At 69.1% G+C, this 16,685-nt stretch carries 14 protein-coding genes and 1 pseudogene; 6 read left to right on the top strand and 9 right to left on the bottom strand.

Going from position 1 to position 16,685, the window contains the following annotated elements:
* From ACFVWD_RS08400 to ACFVWD_RS08385, 4 genes are all read right to left on the bottom strand, one after another.
* On the bottom strand, positions 1–1,714 hold a 1,714-nt coding region (locus tag ACFVWD_RS08400), incomplete at its 3' end, for a serine/threonine-protein kinase (protein WP_389594537.1).
* 1,016 nt (positions 1,715–2,730) lie between these two features.
* On the bottom strand, positions 2,731–3,042 hold the full coding sequence (locus tag ACFVWD_RS08395; protein ID WP_389594536.1) for a transposase: 312 nt from the start codon (positions 3,040–3,042) through the stop codon (positions 2,731–2,733).
* 154 nt (positions 3,043–3,196) lie between these two features.
* Complete coding sequence (locus ACFVWD_RS08390; protein ID WP_389594535.1) at positions 3,197–3,343, bottom strand: transposase; 147 nt, start codon at positions 3,341–3,343, stop codon at positions 3,197–3,199.
* Between the two features lie 60 nt (positions 3,344–3,403).
* A complete protein-coding gene (locus ACFVWD_RS08385; RefSeq protein ID WP_389594534.1) occupies positions 3,404–4,027 on the bottom strand; it encodes a TetR family transcriptional regulator in 624 nt (207 codons plus the stop codon).
* Between the two features lie 98 nt (positions 4,028–4,125).
* Between ACFVWD_RS08385 and ACFVWD_RS08380 the strand changes: the two genes are divergently transcribed.
* The 3 genes from ACFVWD_RS08380 (at position 4,126) to ACFVWD_RS08370 (ending at position 5,715) form a co-directional block, all read left to right on the top strand.
* Positions 4,126–5,109, top strand: coding sequence for an aldo/keto reductase (locus tag ACFVWD_RS08380; protein WP_389594533.1), 984 nt, complete (start codon positions 4,126–4,128; stop codon positions 5,107–5,109).
* 85 nt (positions 5,110–5,194) lie between these two features.
* A complete protein-coding gene (locus ACFVWD_RS08375; protein ID WP_389594532.1) occupies positions 5,195–5,353 on the top strand; it encodes a hypothetical protein in 159 nt (52 codons plus the stop codon).
* Positions 5,354–5,385: 32 nt separating this feature from the next.
* Complete coding sequence (locus tag ACFVWD_RS08370) at positions 5,386–5,715, top strand: hypothetical protein (RefSeq protein WP_389594531.1); 330 nt, start codon at positions 5,386–5,388, stop codon at positions 5,713–5,715.
* A gap of 309 nt (positions 5,716–6,024) precedes the next feature.
* Here ACFVWD_RS08370 and ACFVWD_RS08365 read toward each other — a convergent pair whose 3' ends face one another.
* On the bottom strand, positions 6,025–6,498 hold the full coding sequence (locus ACFVWD_RS08365) for a hypothetical protein (RefSeq protein WP_389594530.1): 474 nt from the start codon (positions 6,496–6,498) through the stop codon (positions 6,025–6,027).
* A 217-nt stretch (positions 6,499–6,715) separates the two neighbouring features.
* On the opposite strand from ACFVWD_RS08365, the gene ACFVWD_RS08360 reads away from it, so the two are divergent.
* Positions 6,716–6,997 (top strand): hypothetical protein, encoded by a 282-nt coding sequence (locus tag ACFVWD_RS08360; RefSeq protein ID WP_389594529.1) that lies wholly within the window; start codon positions 6,716–6,718, stop codon positions 6,995–6,997.
* A 106-nt stretch (positions 6,998–7,103) separates the two neighbouring features.
* On the opposite strand, the gene ACFVWD_RS08355 is transcribed toward ACFVWD_RS08360, so the two are convergent.
* Complete coding sequence (locus tag ACFVWD_RS08355) at positions 7,104–10,403, bottom strand: BTAD domain-containing putative transcriptional regulator (RefSeq protein WP_389594528.1); 3,300 nt, start codon at positions 10,401–10,403, stop codon at positions 7,104–7,106.
* A 110-nt stretch (positions 10,404–10,513) separates the two neighbouring features.
* Here ACFVWD_RS08355 and ACFVWD_RS08350 point away from each other — a divergent pair, with 110 nt between their 5' ends.
* Together ACFVWD_RS08350 and ACFVWD_RS08345 are read left to right on the top strand one after the other, a co-directional pair.
* Complete coding sequence (locus ACFVWD_RS08350; RefSeq protein ID WP_389594527.1) at positions 10,514–10,846, top strand: hypothetical protein; 333 nt, start codon at positions 10,514–10,516, stop codon at positions 10,844–10,846.
* 402 nt (positions 10,847–11,248) lie between these two features.
* Positions 11,249–11,614: a hypothetical protein gene (locus tag ACFVWD_RS08345; RefSeq protein ID WP_389594526.1), complete on the top strand. Its 366-nt coding sequence runs from the start codon at positions 11,249–11,251 to the stop codon at positions 11,612–11,614.
* 276 nt (positions 11,615–11,890) lie between these two features.
* On the opposite strand, the pseudogene ACFVWD_RS08340 reads toward ACFVWD_RS08345, so the two are convergent.
* The 3 genes and pseudogenes from ACFVWD_RS08340 to ACFVWD_RS08330 form a co-directional block, all read right to left on the bottom strand.
* Positions 11,891–12,928: pseudogene (locus tag ACFVWD_RS08340) on the bottom strand (RNA polymerase sigma factor); the annotation flags it as partial.
* Positions 12,913–15,753, bottom strand: a complete 2,841-nt coding sequence (uvrA, locus tag ACFVWD_RS08335; RefSeq protein ID WP_389594525.1) for an excinuclease ABC subunit UvrA — start codon at positions 15,751–15,753, stop codon at positions 12,913–12,915. The pseudogene ACFVWD_RS08340 and the gene uvrA, both read right to left, overlap by 16 nt.
* Positions 15,754–15,849: 96 nt before the next feature.
* Positions 15,850–16,662: a CDP-alcohol phosphatidyltransferase family protein gene (locus ACFVWD_RS08330; RefSeq protein WP_389594524.1), complete on the bottom strand. Its 813-nt coding sequence runs from the start codon at positions 16,660–16,662 to the stop codon at positions 15,850–15,852.
* Positions 16,663–16,685: the final 23 nt, after the last annotated feature.

Raw genomic sequence — 16,685 nt, 5'->3', positions numbered from 1 at the left:
CGGTGTGGTTGGTGGCGGTGTCGATCACCGACACCGAATCCGAGCCGGCATTGGCCGCGTAGGCCCGGCCCCCGTCCTGGGAGACCGCCACCCCGTACGGCTTCTTGCCGACACCGATGGGGTTGCCCACGGTGCGGTTGGTGGCGGTGTCGATCACCGACACCGAATCCGAGCCGGAGTTGGCCACGTAGACCCAGCGTCCATCTGGGGACACCACTACCCCGACTGGGTCCCTGCCGACACCGATGGGGTTGCCCACGGTGTGGTTGGTGGCGGTGTCGATCACCGACACCGAAGCCGAGCCATAGTTGGCCGTGTAGGCCCGGCGTCCGTCCGGGGACACCGCCACCCCCTGCGGCTTGTCGCCGACGGGAATGGGGTTGCCCACGGTGTGGTTGGTGGCGGTGTCGATCACCGACACCGAAGCCGGGCCGAAGTAGTTGGTCGCGTAGGCCCGGCGCCCGTTCGGCGACACCGCGACCCCGCCCGGAAGGTTGCCGACCTGGATCGAGGACACGGACGCTACGGTGGGACCTGAGGAACGGGACTGTGCCAGGTAGATGCCGCCGCCCGCCGCGGCAAGCGCCGCCAGCGCCACCCCCGCAATGAGCCTGGCCCGTCGGTTTCTGGGCCGCGGCGGGCGGGGCCGCAGCCGGGCCTCGTCCCCTTTGCGCGGCAGCGGTTCCAGGGGCGGGCCGGTCGGTTCTTCCGGCTTGGCCGGCGACAGGATCTCGGTCGGCGGGGCCGATTCCTGGGGGCGCGGCGGCTTCGAGGCGGGGGGCCGCTCGGGCGGCGGCACCTCCGGTGAGGGAGCCGGTTGCTGCAAAGGGGACGGGTGGGGCTGGTCGGCGATGGAGGCGAGCCGCCGGGCGGCCTCCTCACCGTCCATCCTGTCCGCGGGGGCCTTGGCCAGCAGCCCGACGAGGACCGGGGTCAGCTCCGCCGCTCGGCGCGGCGGGGTGCAAGGCTCGAACAGCAGGGCGCTCAGCGTGGTGAGGGCGGTGTCGCGGTCGAAGGGACCGGCCCCCTCGAGGGCGTAGTACAGGGTGGCCCCGAGCGAGAACAGGTCGGCGGCAGGGGTGGGCGGCTGACTGTTGGCCCGCTCCGGGGCCATGAAGCGCGGCGTCCCGAGAAGCTCCAGTGTGGCGGTCAGGCGGTCCTCCCCGGAGCTCGGCTCCAACGCGATGCCGTAGTCGGTGAGCATCACCCGGCCGCCGCCCTCCGTCGGATAGGAGGGCTGGGGGCCCGGGTGGGTCAGCAGAATGTTGGCCGGTTTGACGTCCCGGTGCAGGACGCCGAGCCGGTGTCCCTCCAGCAGGGCGTCGAGGACCGCCAGACCGATCCGGGCGACGTCGCGGGGCGGCAGCGGCCCCCGCTCGCGCACCACCGCCTCCAGGTCCATGGCGCCGCTGACGTATTCCATGACGATCCACGGCAGCCCGTCCTGTTCCACGATGTCGTGCACGGTGACGACATGCGGATGGTTGCGCAGCCGGGCGGCGTGCCGGGCCTCGCCGCGAGCCCTCGCGATCCGGGAGCTCACCTCGCATTCGGGGACGTCCGGCAGCAGAATGATCTCCTTGAGCGCGACCTCGCACGCCAGTTCCTGGTCGTACGCCAGCCACACACGTCCCATGCCGCCGGTGCCGAGCCGACGCAGGAGCCGGTAACGTCCGGTAATCACGCGCCCGGCGGCCTCTTGCGCTCCTGTCATGGCACTCCCCTTCCAGGACGGCCAGCAGGGGTTCCTCGGCGAGCGCTGAAGGGGTCCTCTCCACGTATCGCATATCGCTTGAAGAACGGCAAGTCGCCCAGAACGGGTGTAGCCCGCATATGTTCCGCACGGCGGTGCCGGGACCGGGGTTCCGGCTTTGGGCCTGACCGCAATGTGCACGAGTGGCCCCTGGTCTTGCTCGACGCAGGACCCGGACCGGGGAGGTGGCTAGAGCCGTGGCCCCAGCCACGACGTACCTCTTCTCTCACAGCAAGCGGTACGTTGCTCAGCGCGCGGCATGGGCGCCGGCCGGGCTGGAGCGGGGCGGAGACAGGAGCGCAGGCCCGGCCGGGGACGTGCCGCGCGCGGTGAGCGGAGCGTGCCGCCTTGGCCTGCCTCGGGGCAAACCTGCGTGGCGAACCACTACCTGACGCGACGAAGGCGTGGAAGACAGCGGACAGCCAGCTGAAGTGGCAGGCCGAGCAGGAGCGGCGGGCGGAAGAAAGTGAGTGACCATCAGGGACCTGAAGACCACAGAAGCCTCGGCCGTAGCGCCACGAGCACAGGGCCATCAAAGCGTTGAGCTCGCCCACCCATAGGCTCCCGGCGTGACTCATGAGACTGCGCGCGCCCCCGAGGGCGCGGCTCCGGGAGCGGCAGCCGAAAAGGCCTCCAACGCCGAGCGCGATTCTGGCTTTTGGGCGCGTGAGCCGGACGTTATCGGCGCCTTGAGTGACGCGAACCAACAGCTGGAAGCTGCCGCACGGTGGATGACGCTCGGTGGCAACCCGGTTCAGCCCGAGGATCTGGCTGCACAGCTCCGTAGTTGTGCCGGGACGCGAGGTGGATCACCGTGATTTCGTGGGCCAGGGCCTCGTCGTCCCGCCGCCTTGCTTCGCGGGCTTTCCCTCCGGCCACCCATGCGTAGTACGTGGAGCGGGCGGTCTTCATCAGCTTGCACAGCAGTGTGACCGTGTAGTTCGCCTTCTCCGCATGGATGAACCGGCAAATCTTGCTCACCGGTCGCTCTCCTTCGCGAAGAAGGCGGTCGCTTTTTTCAAGATCTCGATCGTCTTCGCCTGCTCGGCGGTCAGCTTCCGCAGCCGCTTCAGCTCCTCGTCCCGAGTGTCGCCGCCCGGCCCCGACATTCCGGCACCGGCCTCGGCCTCTTGGGCGGCACGGGCCTTCTTCACCCAGCCCCGCAGGGACTCCGAACTGATCCCGAGCTCCCGGGCGACTTCGGTCACCGTTCGGCCCGACGACCGCACGAGCTCGATCGCGTCCCGCTTGTACACGTCCGAGTACCGATTCGTGTACTTGCTTCCCACCTGACACTGCTTCCTCTGGAACCTCAGATCCCAGTCTCCAGGTGCCCACGATCAAGGGGCAGCTTCACCTGGAGCACTACGCCGCTGCTGGACAGGACGGTCACGCGTTCGTCGGGCCGCAGGGCGGCCAGTTTCGGTGGAGCAACTTGACGGCTCACCAGTTGCCGTACTTCTCCGGCAGGTGCGCCCACTGGATTCCGGTCTGGAACTTGAAGGCGATCGCGTCGATCACTTCTCGGTGGTCACGCCACCGGCCGCCCCGCTTCGATGTCCGGTCCGGAAGCAGCGGCTGGATTCGCACTCACTGCGCGTCAGTCCGTGGCACACCCGGGCCAATGATCGCGTGGTGCGCAAGGAGCGGCTATGCCCTGGCGGTGCCAGAAGTGTCGACGCTGGTGTTGCCCGCGGTGGCGGGGAAGAGGCGCTGGACGGCGGTGACGACGGCGGCGCGTCGGGCTGCCGGGGAGGGGTCGCGGACCTGGTCGGCGGCCGCGTCCACGAGATCGAGCTGGCCGGCCCAGGCCATGGCGATCTGGTTGACGAAGACGAGGATGTCGACGGGCTCCCAGGCGGGATCCAGGTGGCCGGCTTCCTGGGCCTTGCGGAGCTGCTCGACCTTGCGGCGGACGGTCTCCTGGGTGGCCGCGTCGGCGGTCGTGCCCGCGATTTCCATTCGGCCCCAGCTCATGAGCCGGAAGCGGTCAGGGTGGCGCAGGAAGTAGTCGTGCACCCGCCCGGCGTATTCGGGCAGGTCGGTGGGGTCCAGGCGGGTCGCCTCGGCCACAGCGGCCATCTCCTGTTCGGCGACGAACCCGTAGAGGGCTTCCTTGCTGCGGAAGTACGCGTAGAGGCGTTCCGAGCTGGTCTTCGCGGCCTTGGCGATGCGTGTGATCCGCGCGCCCGCGATCCCGTACCGGGCGAACTCGGCCCTGGCCGCGGTGACGATGCGGTCACGGGTCGAGTCTGCGCTGGTCGAAGAGGCCATGTCTGAAGACTACCCAACCAAAAAGGTTTGTTTGGCAAAGGCTGCCCGTAGGGCGTACGGTCAAAGCAAACATTTTGGTTTGACCTGAGGAGCGCATCATGCAGCACCGGACACTCGGCAGCCAGGGCCTGGCGGTCTCGGCGATCGGCTACGGCTCGATGGGCCTGACGATGGCCTACGGCCCCGGCGACGAGCAGGAGGGCATCGCCGCCATCCGGCGCGCCCACGACCTGGGCGTCACCTTCTTCGACACCGCCGAGCTCTACGGCTGGGGCACCGGCTCCAACGAGATCCTGGTCGGCAAGGCGGTCAAGGACTTCCGCGACGAGGTGGTCCTGGCCACCAAGTTCGGCTTCGACCTGTCCAATCCGTCCGAGGGATTCGGCCTCGACAGCCGCCCTGACAACATCCGCAAGGTCGCCGACAACAGCCTGCGCTACCTCGGCACCGACCACATCGACGTCCTCTACCAGCACCGGGTCGACCCGGACGTGCCCATCGAGGACGTCGCCGGCACCGTCAAGGAACTCATCGACGCGGGCAAGGTGAAGTACTTCGGCCTGAGCGAGGCCGGACCGGAGACCATCCGTCGCGCGCACGCGGTGCAGCCGGTCTCCGTCCTGCAGACCGAGTACTCCCTGTTCGAGCGGGACGTCGAGCAGCTCTTCCCGGTCCTCGACGAACTCGGCATCGGCTTCGTCGCCTACTCCCCGCTGGGCCGCGGCTTCATCACCGGAACCGCCAAGCCCGCAGGCCAGTACGACGCCACGGACATGCGCAACTCCGACCCGCGCTGGGCTCCCGGCAACTTCGAGAAGAACGTCGAGGCCGTCGACCGGCTGAGTGACCTGGCCGCGACCAAGGGCATCACCGTCTCCCGACTGGCCCTGGCCTGGCTGCTCACCCGCGGCGAGCACGTCGTTCCCATCCCCGGCACCCGCAGCCCCAGGCGCATCGAGGAGAACACCGGCGCCGCCGACGTCACTCTGACCGGGGCCGAACTCGCCGCGATCGACGAGATCCTGCCCCACGGTGGCTTCGGTGCCCGTTATGTCGAAGGTCACGTGCCCACCTGGATCTGACCCCGCCCCGGGGTTGGAACCGCCCCTTAGGACTCCGCCGGGGCCCTTGTCCGGAGGGCCCCGGCAGCACCTGACACCGGCGTCCGTGATCAACACCAACACCAACGCGGTCGTCGGCTCCCCGATCCCCGTCGGCAGCCTCTCCTCCGGGGGGATTGAAGAAGTGGAAACGACGGAAGGCGTCCTCGTCCATCTCTTCCACCCACTGAGGTGCTTGCTCATTGATGCGGGTTGCGGCGCCTGACTCGCTAACATCCTCTGTATCAAGGAGGAGCCATGGCACTGGGACGCAAGGGATCGCGACGCATCGTCGTCGACGGTAAGGCGTACCGGTGGCGGCTTCGCCGACGGCCGACCTATTTCCAGGCCCTGTCCTGGACCCCGTACACGTTCGCGGTCGAACATGCTGATGTCCCGGGGACAACGCTCGTGGTCACCACCAACCAGCCGCATGCGAGCAACTGGTTCGGACGCGAGGCCAAGCCCGTACTGCCCTCCGATGTTGCACGCGCCATTGAACTCGCCCTCCAACAAGGTTGGGCCCCAGCAGCCGCAGGCGTTCCCTTTCACCTCGACTGGTCAGTCGGCTTCGTCCCCTCGCCCTGAACGGTGCCGAAATCAGCAGCCAACCGGGCGTCCGCACGGCTGCCGCCCGGCCGAGGGACTCGACTCCTGAGTGTGCAGCTTCACGCCATGCCCATCGTCCTCACGCTCGCTCTCGGCACCCCCGGTGCCTCCTCGGCAGCTTTCGGGGTTCACACAGGTGGCCAGTGGCCCGCGGTGGGCGCACTCGTGATGGCGTCTGGAGGGATCGCTCTCGTGGTAATCCGCAGGCAGTTCACCGCCCGTTCGTAGAGCGGAGACAATCGACGGCCGGTACGTAGACACGCGCAGGGGGCTGGATACCGGCTCCGCTCAATCGACCTCAGTGCGCTGCAATGCCTCCCGAAGAGGTACGCCCAGTCGCATCGCGGCGATCCGTCTGGCGCGCACTTCCGCAGGTGTGCGAGGCCGGAACCCCGGACCCCCACAGCCGCACGAATGAAAGGTCAGTCCCGCCTTCAGCACGACGCCGACGGTCTGCCAGCCGGCGGCGTCCCGACGGCGTGTGCTCGTACCGCTGATCCACAGAAGGCCGCCGTCCCGCCCCCTGTCCAACCCGTACGTGCCTGCGCCGACGGGCCGGTATCCATCGTCGACCGTCCAGGATCCCGACTCGCCCAGGGCCAGGCCGGTGCGCCCCACCGCGTACGCCTCGCCATCGCCGATCACGAGAAAGGACCTCTCCCGCACCACGGCCGCGCCGCCCCCCGGCCCCGGAGGGCGCAGTCGGTGGTACTCCGCGTCCCAGATCAGATCGTCAGCCGCTCCCCACGCAGTGCCGAGCACCGCCGTATCGAGACCGTGTGGGGTTCCCCGCGCAGGAGGGCTCTCCTCGTCTCGATGCGGTCCTCGTACTGCCATTCCCCAGCGGCACTCGGCAGGCTCCGGTGACCCGCAGTGCCTCCGCTCATCGAACAGCACGTCCGCCGCCGCGACTTCGACGGGAGACGGCGTCACCCTGCTGAAGACATCGAAACTGACGGTCAACGCCGGCCCGGAACCGGTGGCCAAGGGCGCCAAACTGACGGTCGACGGCCGCCTGACCCGCGCGACGACCGACGCGGCCACCGCGTTCACCGGCTACGCGGGACAGTCGGTGAAGCTGCAGTTCAAAAAGTCGGGCAGCACCACATACACGACGATCAAGACGGTCCGCACGAACGCGGCGGGCTACCTGAGTACGACGACGACAGCGAACGCCGCTGGATACTGGCGTTGGTCGTATGCGGGGAGCGACAAGGTGGCTTCGGTGAATGCCGCAGGCGATGGGGTCGTCTTGAAGTAGCGAGCGTGCGTCCGCTCACGTCCGGGACGAGACGTGCAAGACGCGCCGGCGGCCTCTTCGGTCCCTGGGGCGCCCCAGGGACCGAGCGGGCTCGGCTGAGGAGATGTCACCGGTCGAGATCCGCGTACTCCGTCTCGGGCACGCCGATGTCCGAGAAGATGGCCCATGCCTGTCGCCTCATCAGTTCGGCGGCGGCGCTGTCGGTCTTCCGGTGGGCGCGGGCGAGTGCCATGAGGGTGCGGGCCTCGCCGAGTCGGTGGCTGGTCTCGCGGTGTACGGCGAGGGCCTCCTGGCCGAGCTCGACGGCCGCGCCGTGTGCTTCCTCGCCCTCCACCGTCTCGCACAGGGCTGTCAGGGCCTGGCCCTCCACCACGCGGAACGAGTGGCCGCGGGCCAGGGCCAGCGCCTGTTCGGCGTGGGTGCGGGCCTCGTCGTACCGGCCCGCTTCCTTGTAGGTGAGGGAGAGGCATATGAGGCTGTCCGCCTCGGCTCGCCGGAATCGCGCCGCGCGGGCCAGGGCGAGAGCCTGCTCGCCGGACTGAAGAGCCCGGTCCAGCTGTCCCAGCCGTCGGCGGGCTGCCGCGACCGTGTTGAGGATGCCGGACTGAACCCAGTACCGTTTCGTGTCCTCGACCAGCGCGAACGCTCGCTCGGCGTGCTCCAGCCCTTCGTTGTGGCGGCCGAGTTCGACATTGATCTTCGCGATGGCGTCGAGCATCATCGCGTGGCCGTCGCGGTATCCGGCCCGCTTGTCGGAGGCCACCTCCGGGCCGAGGAGGTCGAGTCCGTCGGTGAGACGGCCGAGTTCCCAGTACACCCCACCCAGGATCTGCAGGGCCGAGCCGGCGTCCCACCAGCTGACCTCTGCCTCGAGGCCGACGGCACGTTCGAGGTGATCGGCGGCCTCGTGCAGCCGGCCCAGATCCCGACAGGCCATCCCGAGGCCGACCACCCCGAATCCTTCGAAGTAGCGATTCCCGGTCTCACGGAAGATGCGCAGGCCGACGGTGAAATCGGCGTACGCACTGTCGAGGCGCGCCATGCTCCAATACGCCATGCCTCTGAGGCCGACACCCGACGCCTCGCCCGTCGCCCAACCGAGCTCCCGGCTGATGTCCAGTGCGCGTGTGGCGTGTTCCATCGCCTGTCGGACATGCCCCCGGTCCCACCGCGCCGCTGCAAGGCTGGAGTGCATCGCTGCCTGACCGAACAGGTCCCCTTCGGTCTCGGCCGCGTCCAGTGCCGTCTGCGCGGTGGTCTGCCAGGTCTTCCGTGCCAGATGGATCCAGAAGTCGCTGAACAGTGCGGAGGTCAGGTGCCAGGCGACGGGGCGGGGGCCGTGGTGGGCGGCATGGTTGATGACGGCGAGCAGATTCGCCCGTTCCGCATCCAGCCATGGTCGAGGCGCGGTGGCCGACGGCATGCCCGGGTGCCTGCCGGCGCGGAGGCTGCCGGGCAGCTCCGGAAAGAGCCCGACCCCCGCGGTGGTTCGGGTGGCGTTCAGGTACCAGATCAGCAGCCGTTCGAGGGCGGCTTCACGGTCCGGCGCCGCCTCCTCCACCAGCGCACATTCCTGTGCGTACTCACGAAGGAGATCGTGGAACCGATAACGCCCCGCCGTCGCGGGTTCGATCAGGTGGGCCGAGGTCAGCGCACCGATCAGACGGCGAGCCTGCGACAGCGGCGCATCCAGGAGCGCCGCCGCCACCTCGGCGGTGAACTCCGCTCCCGGGAACAGGCCGAGCAGGCGGAACAGCCGGCGTGCACCCGGTGCCAGGACCCGGTACGACACCGAAAGGGCCGTACGTAAAGGAGAGTTGGCGTCACGGTCCGGCTCCAGTGCCTCCAGCTTGTTGCCCTCGGTCATCTCGGCGACGAGGTCGGCCGTCCGCAGGGCCGGATCGCCCGCGAGCCTGGCGGCGGCCACGCGCAGGGCCAGGGGGAGCCTGCCGCAGAGCCGGATCAGTTCGTCGACCGCGTGTTTGTCGTCGTCGACCCGTTCCGCGCCGAGGGCCCGGCTCAGCAGCGCGCGGGCCTCGTCCGACTGGAGGAGATCCAGGGGCAGGGCGTGGGCGCCGTCGTGGGCGACGAGGTCGCCGAGTCGGTTGCGGCTGGTGACGAGGACGCAGCAGGTCGGGCCGGACGGCAGCAGTGGACGTACCTGATCGGCGGAGGCCGCGTTGTCCAGCAGGACGAGCATGCGCCGGTCGGCCAGCAGGGTCCGGAAGACGCGGCCCTGGGCCTCGTGGTGCGGGGGGATCTCCGACGCCGCGAGCCCCAGGCTGCGCAGCACCAGTTCAAGGGCCTCGCCGGGTTCGAGGGGCTGCCGGTCGTGATCGAAGCCATGCAGGTTGACGTAGAGCTGGCCGTCCGGGAAGCGGTCGCGGACCTGGTGTGCCCAGTGCACGGCCAGCGCGGTCTTGCCGATGCCCGCGGCGCCGCCGATGGCGGAGATGACCACGGTCTTCGCCCTCCCCTGCGCCCGAGCGGGCGCAAGCAGCGAGTGGAGTCGTTCGAGTTCGCCGGTGCGGCCGGCGAAACCCGGAGTGTCGTGCGGAAGTTCGGCGGGCACGGCGCTCTCGCGCGGTGTGGAGAGCACCGGCGGGGGTGGACGCAGGAGGAACGCGTCGTCCTGGTGCAGTACCGCTCCGTGCACCCGGCGCAGTTCCTCACCGGGATCGGTTCCGAGCTCGTCACGCAGTTGTACGCGCAGGTCCTCGTAGGTTTTGAGCGCTTCTGCCTGGCGTCCGCGGCCGTACAGTGCCCGCATGCGCAAGGCCGTCAGCGACTCGTCGTAGCGGTCAGCCGCCGAAGACGCTGACAGTCCGCCCAGGTCGTCGAGGGCATCGCCGAACCGGCCCAGCAGGACCAGGCACTTGAGCCGCTCCAGTCGGAACGTCCGTCGGCGCTCCTCCAACCGCTGCCGCTCCTCCCGCGCGAATGGTCCCGGCAGCCCGGCCAGCGGCTCGCCCCGGAACAGCCCGATGGCCGCGGAGAGTTGGCCCGCGGCGGTGGCCAGGTCGCCCGACGCGACGGTACGCAGCGCCTCGTCGCCCCGTTCGTCCAGATCCGCCGTATCGAGCCTGACCTCCTCGACGACGAAGCGGTACCAGCCCTTGCCGCTGCGGATCACCGACTCCGCGGGCGGGGTGCCTTCCGGATCGAGCACCCTGCGCAGCGAGTTGACGTGAGTGGGCAGCACTCTGTGGCCGCCTGCGGGAGGCTCCTCGCCCCACACCGCGTCGAGCAGCCGCTCATGACTCATCACGGCCCCTTGGCGCAGCAGCAGGGCGGCCAGCACGGCCTGCCGCTTGACCGGCCCCAGCTCCAGCGGCGTCCCGCCCCGCCATGCCCGTAACGGTCCGAGCACTTCGAACCGCAGCAGCTGAGGAGATCCGTCGTCCACCCCGAAGCCTCCGCTTCCCTACGTCAACGAAATTTCATCAGAATTGCAGCACCCCCGGCCATGGTGATGGACACGACATCGCACAACCCGCACAACCGAAGGGGGTCCGCGTGACCGAAGCGGAGTTGGTGGCCACCGCGTTGGCCATGGGGGCGGCGGCCGGACTCACCGGCACCTCACGAGGAGTCGTCCACGACCTCCAGGCCATGCTGAGTGAGGCGGTCCGCCGACGGTTGTCCGACGGCGGCGACGGCGTGTGGGGTGGATACGGCCTACGGGTGCTGCACGCGTACGAGACGGACCCCGATGTGTGGCGGACGCGGCTGCTCCAGATCCTGGCCTCCGGGCTGGAGATGGACGAGGAGATCCTCGGGGCTGCCCGCGCAGTGCTCCGCGCGGACCGTCGAACAGGGCACGTCATCGTGGACATGGTCCGCTCATGACGCGGTGGACAACTCAGGCACACGTACGACATCACGTCCCGGTGGCGCGGACCCGACCGCGGCTTCCGTGACGCAGTGGGCAAAGGGTTGCGGCGTGCGGAGCAGATGAGGGACGGACGACCGGGGGCCGGAGCTGACCCTCCGCCCGCACCTGCTCGGACGCCTCTTCGAGGTCACCCTCGCCGACGAGCTTGGGGAAAGCGCCGAAAGTGGCCGACCGAGTCCCGCTCCGGGGCCGTCGGGGATGTGACCGGGGCCTGCTGCATTGGCATCACCGGCGTCACCGGGTCGGGGGATTGCGCCGCCGCCCGCCGGGCCGGACAACCAGGACAAGTGCGACTATCGCACCAAGGTGACATGGCGACTCCGAGCCGTCACCACATCTGGCAGGAGGAACCATCGATGAACCTCACTCTGAAGCGCCTGCTCGGCGTTACCGCGGCGGTGACCATGGGCGCGGCGGTCCTGCTGGGCCCCGGCGCCGGCACCGCCGGCGCCGCGAGCCGCGCGCATTGTGACCGCGCCGAACAGGACATGTGGAGCAGCGGGCCCAGTCGTAACCTGACCGGCCACCGCTGCAGCATCCCGAACAACAAGCAGCGCTGGTACACCATCGAGATCGACACCCTCGTACAGGCCCATTACAAGAGGGACACTCTGGACGGAGGGGTCGTCCGGACCGAGACCCTGCACAACAGAACCGTCAGATGCATGGGCTATACCTCCAGCAACGGCAGGGTGAACTGGTTCGGATGCCCACCCGCCTGACATAGCCTCCGGAGGCTCCCGGGCCGAGGCCTGTGCCCCTCGGCCCGGCCGGACGTTCCCGAACGCCGTCGTGCGCACTCGCCGGCGGTCACTTCGACGACTGGCCCGCGTTTGCGACTGGCTCCGAGGCAGGGGGCGACGGACGCGGCGGCCCCGGCCGATGATGCGCCTGAAACGCCGAAGGGCAGGCCTGGGAAGAGGCCCTCCCGAGCCGGCCCGTCTCTCTGCGCTCCCGGCAGGATTCGAACCTGCGACACCCGCTTCGGGAGTAGGGGATCAGCTGACGTCGAGGTAGTCGCGTAGGGCCTGGGAGCGGGAGGGGTGGCGCAGTTTGGACATCGTCTTGGACTCGATCTGGCGGATCCGCTCGCGTGTCACCCCGTACACCTGCCCAATCTCCTCCAGGGTCCGGGCCTGCCCGTCGATGAGCCCGTAGCGCAGGGAGATGATTCCGGCCTCGCGTGCGGTCATGTTCGCGAGGACGGCCTGGATGGCGTCCTTGAGGAGGAGGAAGGTGACCATGTCCGCGGGGGAGATGGTCTCGCTGTCCTCCAGGATGTCACCGAGTTCCGTGCCGCCGTCCTCACCGAGCGGAGTGTGGAGTGAGACCGGTTGCTTGCTGTAGCCCTCTATCTCGGTGATCTTCTCGACGGGGACGTCCAGCTTGTCCGCGAGTTGTTCCGGTGTGGGTTCGGCCCCGGTGTCCTGGAGTATTTCCCGGCGGACCTTGGCCATGCGGTTGATGACCTCGACCATGTGGACGGGAATGCGGATGGTCCGGCTCTGGTCGGCGAGGGCGCGTGAAATCGCCTGCCGGATCCACCAGGTCGCATAGGTCGAGAACTTGAACCCTTTGGTGTAGTCGAATTTCTCCACCGCGCGGATCAGTCCTGTGTTCCCCTCCTGGATCAGATCCAGGAAAAGCATTCCGCGCCTGCTGTACCGCTTGGCGATGGAGACGACCAGGCGCAGGTTTGCCTCGACGAGATGGGATTTCGCCACGTGCCCGTCCGCGGCGAGAATCTCCAGTTCGCGTCGGAATTCCAGGCCGAGGGCCGACTCCTCCGCCAGCCTCCGCTCGGCGAACAGGCCCGCCTCGATCCGCTTCGCCAGCTCCACCTCCTTCTCGGCGTCGAGGAGGGAGACCCGGGAGATCTGCTTGAGGTAGTCACGCACCTGATCGATCGTGGCGCCGCCGGAGGTGAGCCGGGGGCTGGGCGCGTCGGCGTCCTCGTCCGGGTACGCGTCGGGATGGGGCGACTCCAGCTCCCATGCCTGAGTGTCCGTTTCCATGGCGCTCAACTCCTCTCCAGAAGCGGTCGGAGGAACTGCCCGGTGTAGGACCGAGGCTGGGCCGCCACCTGTTCGGGGGTGCCCTCGGCGATCACGGTGCCGCCGCGGTGGCCGCCTTCGGGACCCATGTCGACGATCCAGTCGGCGGTCTTGATCACGTCGAGGTCGTGCTCGATGACGACGACCGTGTTGCCTTGGTCGACGAGTCGGTGGAGCACGGCCAGCAGTTGGCGGACGTCGTCGACGTGCAGGCCGGTGGTCGGCTCGTCGAGGACGTAGAGGGTTCTGCCTTTGGTGCGTTTCTGCAGTTCGGAGGCGAGCTTGACGCGTTGTGCCTCGCCGCCGGAGAGCGTCGTGGCGGGCTGTCCGAGTTTCACATAGCCCAGACCCACGTCATGGAGTGTCCTCAGGTGCCGGGAGATGATCGCGTGTTCCGCGAAGAAATCCAGGCTGTCCTCGATGGTCATGCCCAGTACGTCGGCGATGGACCTGCCTTTGAAGTGTACGTCCAGGGTCTCCCGGTTGTACTGCGCTCCGTGACACACCTCACACGGCACGTAGACGTCAGGGAGGAAGTTCATCTCGACCTTGATGGTCCCGTCGCCGTAGCAGTGCTCGCAGCGGCCGCCCTTGAGGTTGAAGGAGAAACGGCCCGGCTGGTAGCCGCGCACCTTCGCCTCCGGGATCTGCGCGAACAGCTTCCGCAGGTGGTCGAAGACTCCGGTGTACGTCGCCGGGTTCGAGCGGGGGCTGCGGCCGATCGGGGACTGGTCGACCTGGACCACCTTGTCGATCTCCTCGACGCCGGTGAGCGTGCGGTGGCGGCCGGGCACCTTGTGGGCGCCGTGGAGGCGTCTGGCCAGTGCCGTGTAGAGGATGTCGTTGACCAGTGTCGACTTGCCCGAGCCGGACACACCCGTGACGGCGACGAACTGCCCGAGCGGGAACGAGACCGACACCTCGCGCAGGTTGTGCTCGCCGGCGTCGTGCACCGTGATCGCACGCCCCTCCGTGCGGGGCCTGCGTGCCTCGGGCGGCGGTATCCGCCGTCGGCCTGACAGATAGGCGCCGGTGAGGGAGGTCGGATGGCCGAGGAGCTCGCGCACGGTACCCGAGTGCACCACGTGTCCGCCGTGCGCGCCCGCGCCCGGCCCGATGTCCACCACCCAGTCGGCGACCTTCACGGTCTCCTCGTCGTGCGCGACGACAATCACGGTGTTGCCACGGTCCCGCAGCCGCAGCAGTGTCTCGATGAGCCGCCGGTTGTCCCGCTGGTGCAGCCCGATGCTCGGTTCGTCCAGCACGTACAGCACGCCGACCAGACCGGTGCCGATCTGGGTGGCCAGCCGGATCCGCTGCGCCTCGCCGCCGGACAGACTGGCGGCCGGCCGGTTCAGCGACAGATAGTCCAGGCCGACGTCGAGGAGGAACCGCAGCCGCTCGCCGATCTCCGCGATGACGGCGTCGGCGACCCGCCGCTCCCAGCCCGCCAGCTCCAGGTCCCGCAAAAATCGTGCGAGTTGATCGATCGGCAGTGCCGTCAGCTCGGCGATGGCGCGTCCGCCCACGGTGACGGCGAGCACGCCCGGCTTCAGCCGGGCGCCGCCGCAGGCCGGGCAGGGCACCTCGCGCATATAGCCCGCGAACCGCTCCCGGGAGGCATCCTCCTGCGCGTGGCGGCGGGTGACATGGGGGAGGACGCCCTCGAACCGGGTGAGGTGGGAACGCTCGCGCCCGAACCGGTTCCGATAGGTGAGGTGTACCTGCTCCCGGAACCCGTGCAGCACCACCTTCTTCGCGGCAGCGGGCAGTTGACGCCAGGGGACGACGGTGCTGAACCCGGCCGCCGCGGCCACCGCTTCGAGCAGCCGGGTGAAGTACTCGGCGCCGCTGGTGTTCGTCCACGGCGCGACGGCGCCCTCGGACAGCGACTTCTCCTCGTCCGGTACGACGAGTCCGGGGTCGGCCTCCATCCGCGAGCCCAGGCCGGTGCACTCGGGGCAGGCACCCCACGGCGCGTTGAAGGAGAACAGCCGTGGCTCCAGCGCCTCGAGGCCGATGTCGTGCGCTCGCGAGCAGGCCATCCGCTCCGAGAACCGCACCTCACGTTCCGGGTCGGAGGCGTCCAGATCCACGAAGTCGACGCGGACGACGCCTCCGGCGAGCCCGAGAGCGGTCTCGACGGACTCGGTCAGCCGCTGTCGCGCACTCGCCTTCACCGCGAGCCGGTCCACGACCACGTCGATCGAGTGCTTCCTGCGTCTGTCCAGCGGCGGCGGACCGGTGAGCGGATGGACCTCGCCGTCGACCCGCACCCGGCTGAACCCGTCGGCCCGCAACTGCCCGAACACGTCCGCATGCTCGCCCTTGCGGTTGCGAACCACCGGAGCCAGCACCTGGACGCGCACCCCGTCGCCCTTCGCGAGCAGGCGGTCCACGATCTGCTGGGGAGTCTGCCGTTCGACCGGCTCGCCGCACTCGGGGCAGTGCGGGCGCCCGACGCGGGCGTACAGCAGACGCAGGTGGTCGTAGACCTCGGTGAGGGTGCCGACCGTGGAGCGCGGGTTGCGTCCGGTCGTCTTCTGTTCGATCGCGATGGCCGGCGACAGGCCCTCGATCACATCGACATCGGGCTTGTCCAACTCGCCGAGAAACTGTCGGGCGTAGACGGAAAGCGATTCGACGTAACGCCGGCGGCCCTCGGTGAAAATCGTGTCGAAAGCCAGACTGGATTTTCCCGAGCCCGATACTCCGGTGAAAGCGATGAGCGCATTCCTGGGCAACTCCACGGAGATGTCACGCAGGTTGTGCTGACGGGCGCCCTTGATGACGATTCGGTCTTTCACACATCCGAACCCTACGACGCGGTAGAGCGTGCGGTTGCGGAATCGTTATCAACTGATTCCGCCCTCGGTGCTGCTCCGCCCGTCGCCGTCGCGGCCTCACGCTTCGACGAGCTCGCGGACGCCGTCCCGCACCTGCTGCTCCTGCTGCTCCTGCTGGTTCCGCGCCTGCGCCTGCTCCTGCGTCCGCTCCTCGACCGGGTGGCGGTGGCGGTACAGCCAGGTGATGTCGCGGCCGAACGACCAGATGAGCGAGGCGAGCGCGAGGAGCACCGCGGCGGCGTTGCCCTCCAGGGGCATGATCCCGGCGCCCGCGACGAGCAGCACGATCCCCTGAAGGGCCGCCACGGTCTTGCGCGCCATGCTGTGCGGCAGCGCCGCGTTCAGCCAGGGCAGCACCCGGGCCGCCGCCACGAACGCGTACCGCATGGTGCCGATCAGCAGCACCCACGGGCCGAGCGACATCGAGACGTACACGCTCAGCACCAGGATCAGGAACGCGTCCACCTCCATGTCGAAGCGGGCGCCCAGCGCGGTCGAGGTGCCGGTGCGACGGGCGACCTTGCCGTCCACCCCGTCGAGGATCAGGGCGACCGCCGTGAGACCGACGAGCAGGCTGACCGGGGGCGAGCTCTCGAAGGAGTCCGCGACCAGGGCGGTGACCCCGCCGACCAGGATGGCCCGGCCGAGCGTCACCCGATTGGCCGGTCCGAAGGAACGGGGCCGCGAGCGACGCAGGGCACGGGTGAGAACCGCCCAGGTGGCGAGCGCGAAGGCAAGACCGGTCAGCCAGCCCGCGGGCCCCATCCCGATCGCCGTGCCCAGCAGAGCCAGCACCAGGAGCTGCAGACCCGCTCCCACCATGGTCTCCTGCGCCAAGAGCCTCGCGTCGTACGTGTTGTTCAGGGCCACCGCACATCCTCCGGCCGTATGAC

The organism is Streptomyces sp. NPDC058086 (assembly GCF_042885015.1).
Lineage (GTDB): Bacteria > Actinomycetota > Actinomycetes > Streptomycetales > Streptomycetaceae > Streptomyces.
The sequence above is the reverse complement of the archived record's forward strand: the minus strand, read 5'-3'. Positions and strand labels throughout refer to the sequence as shown.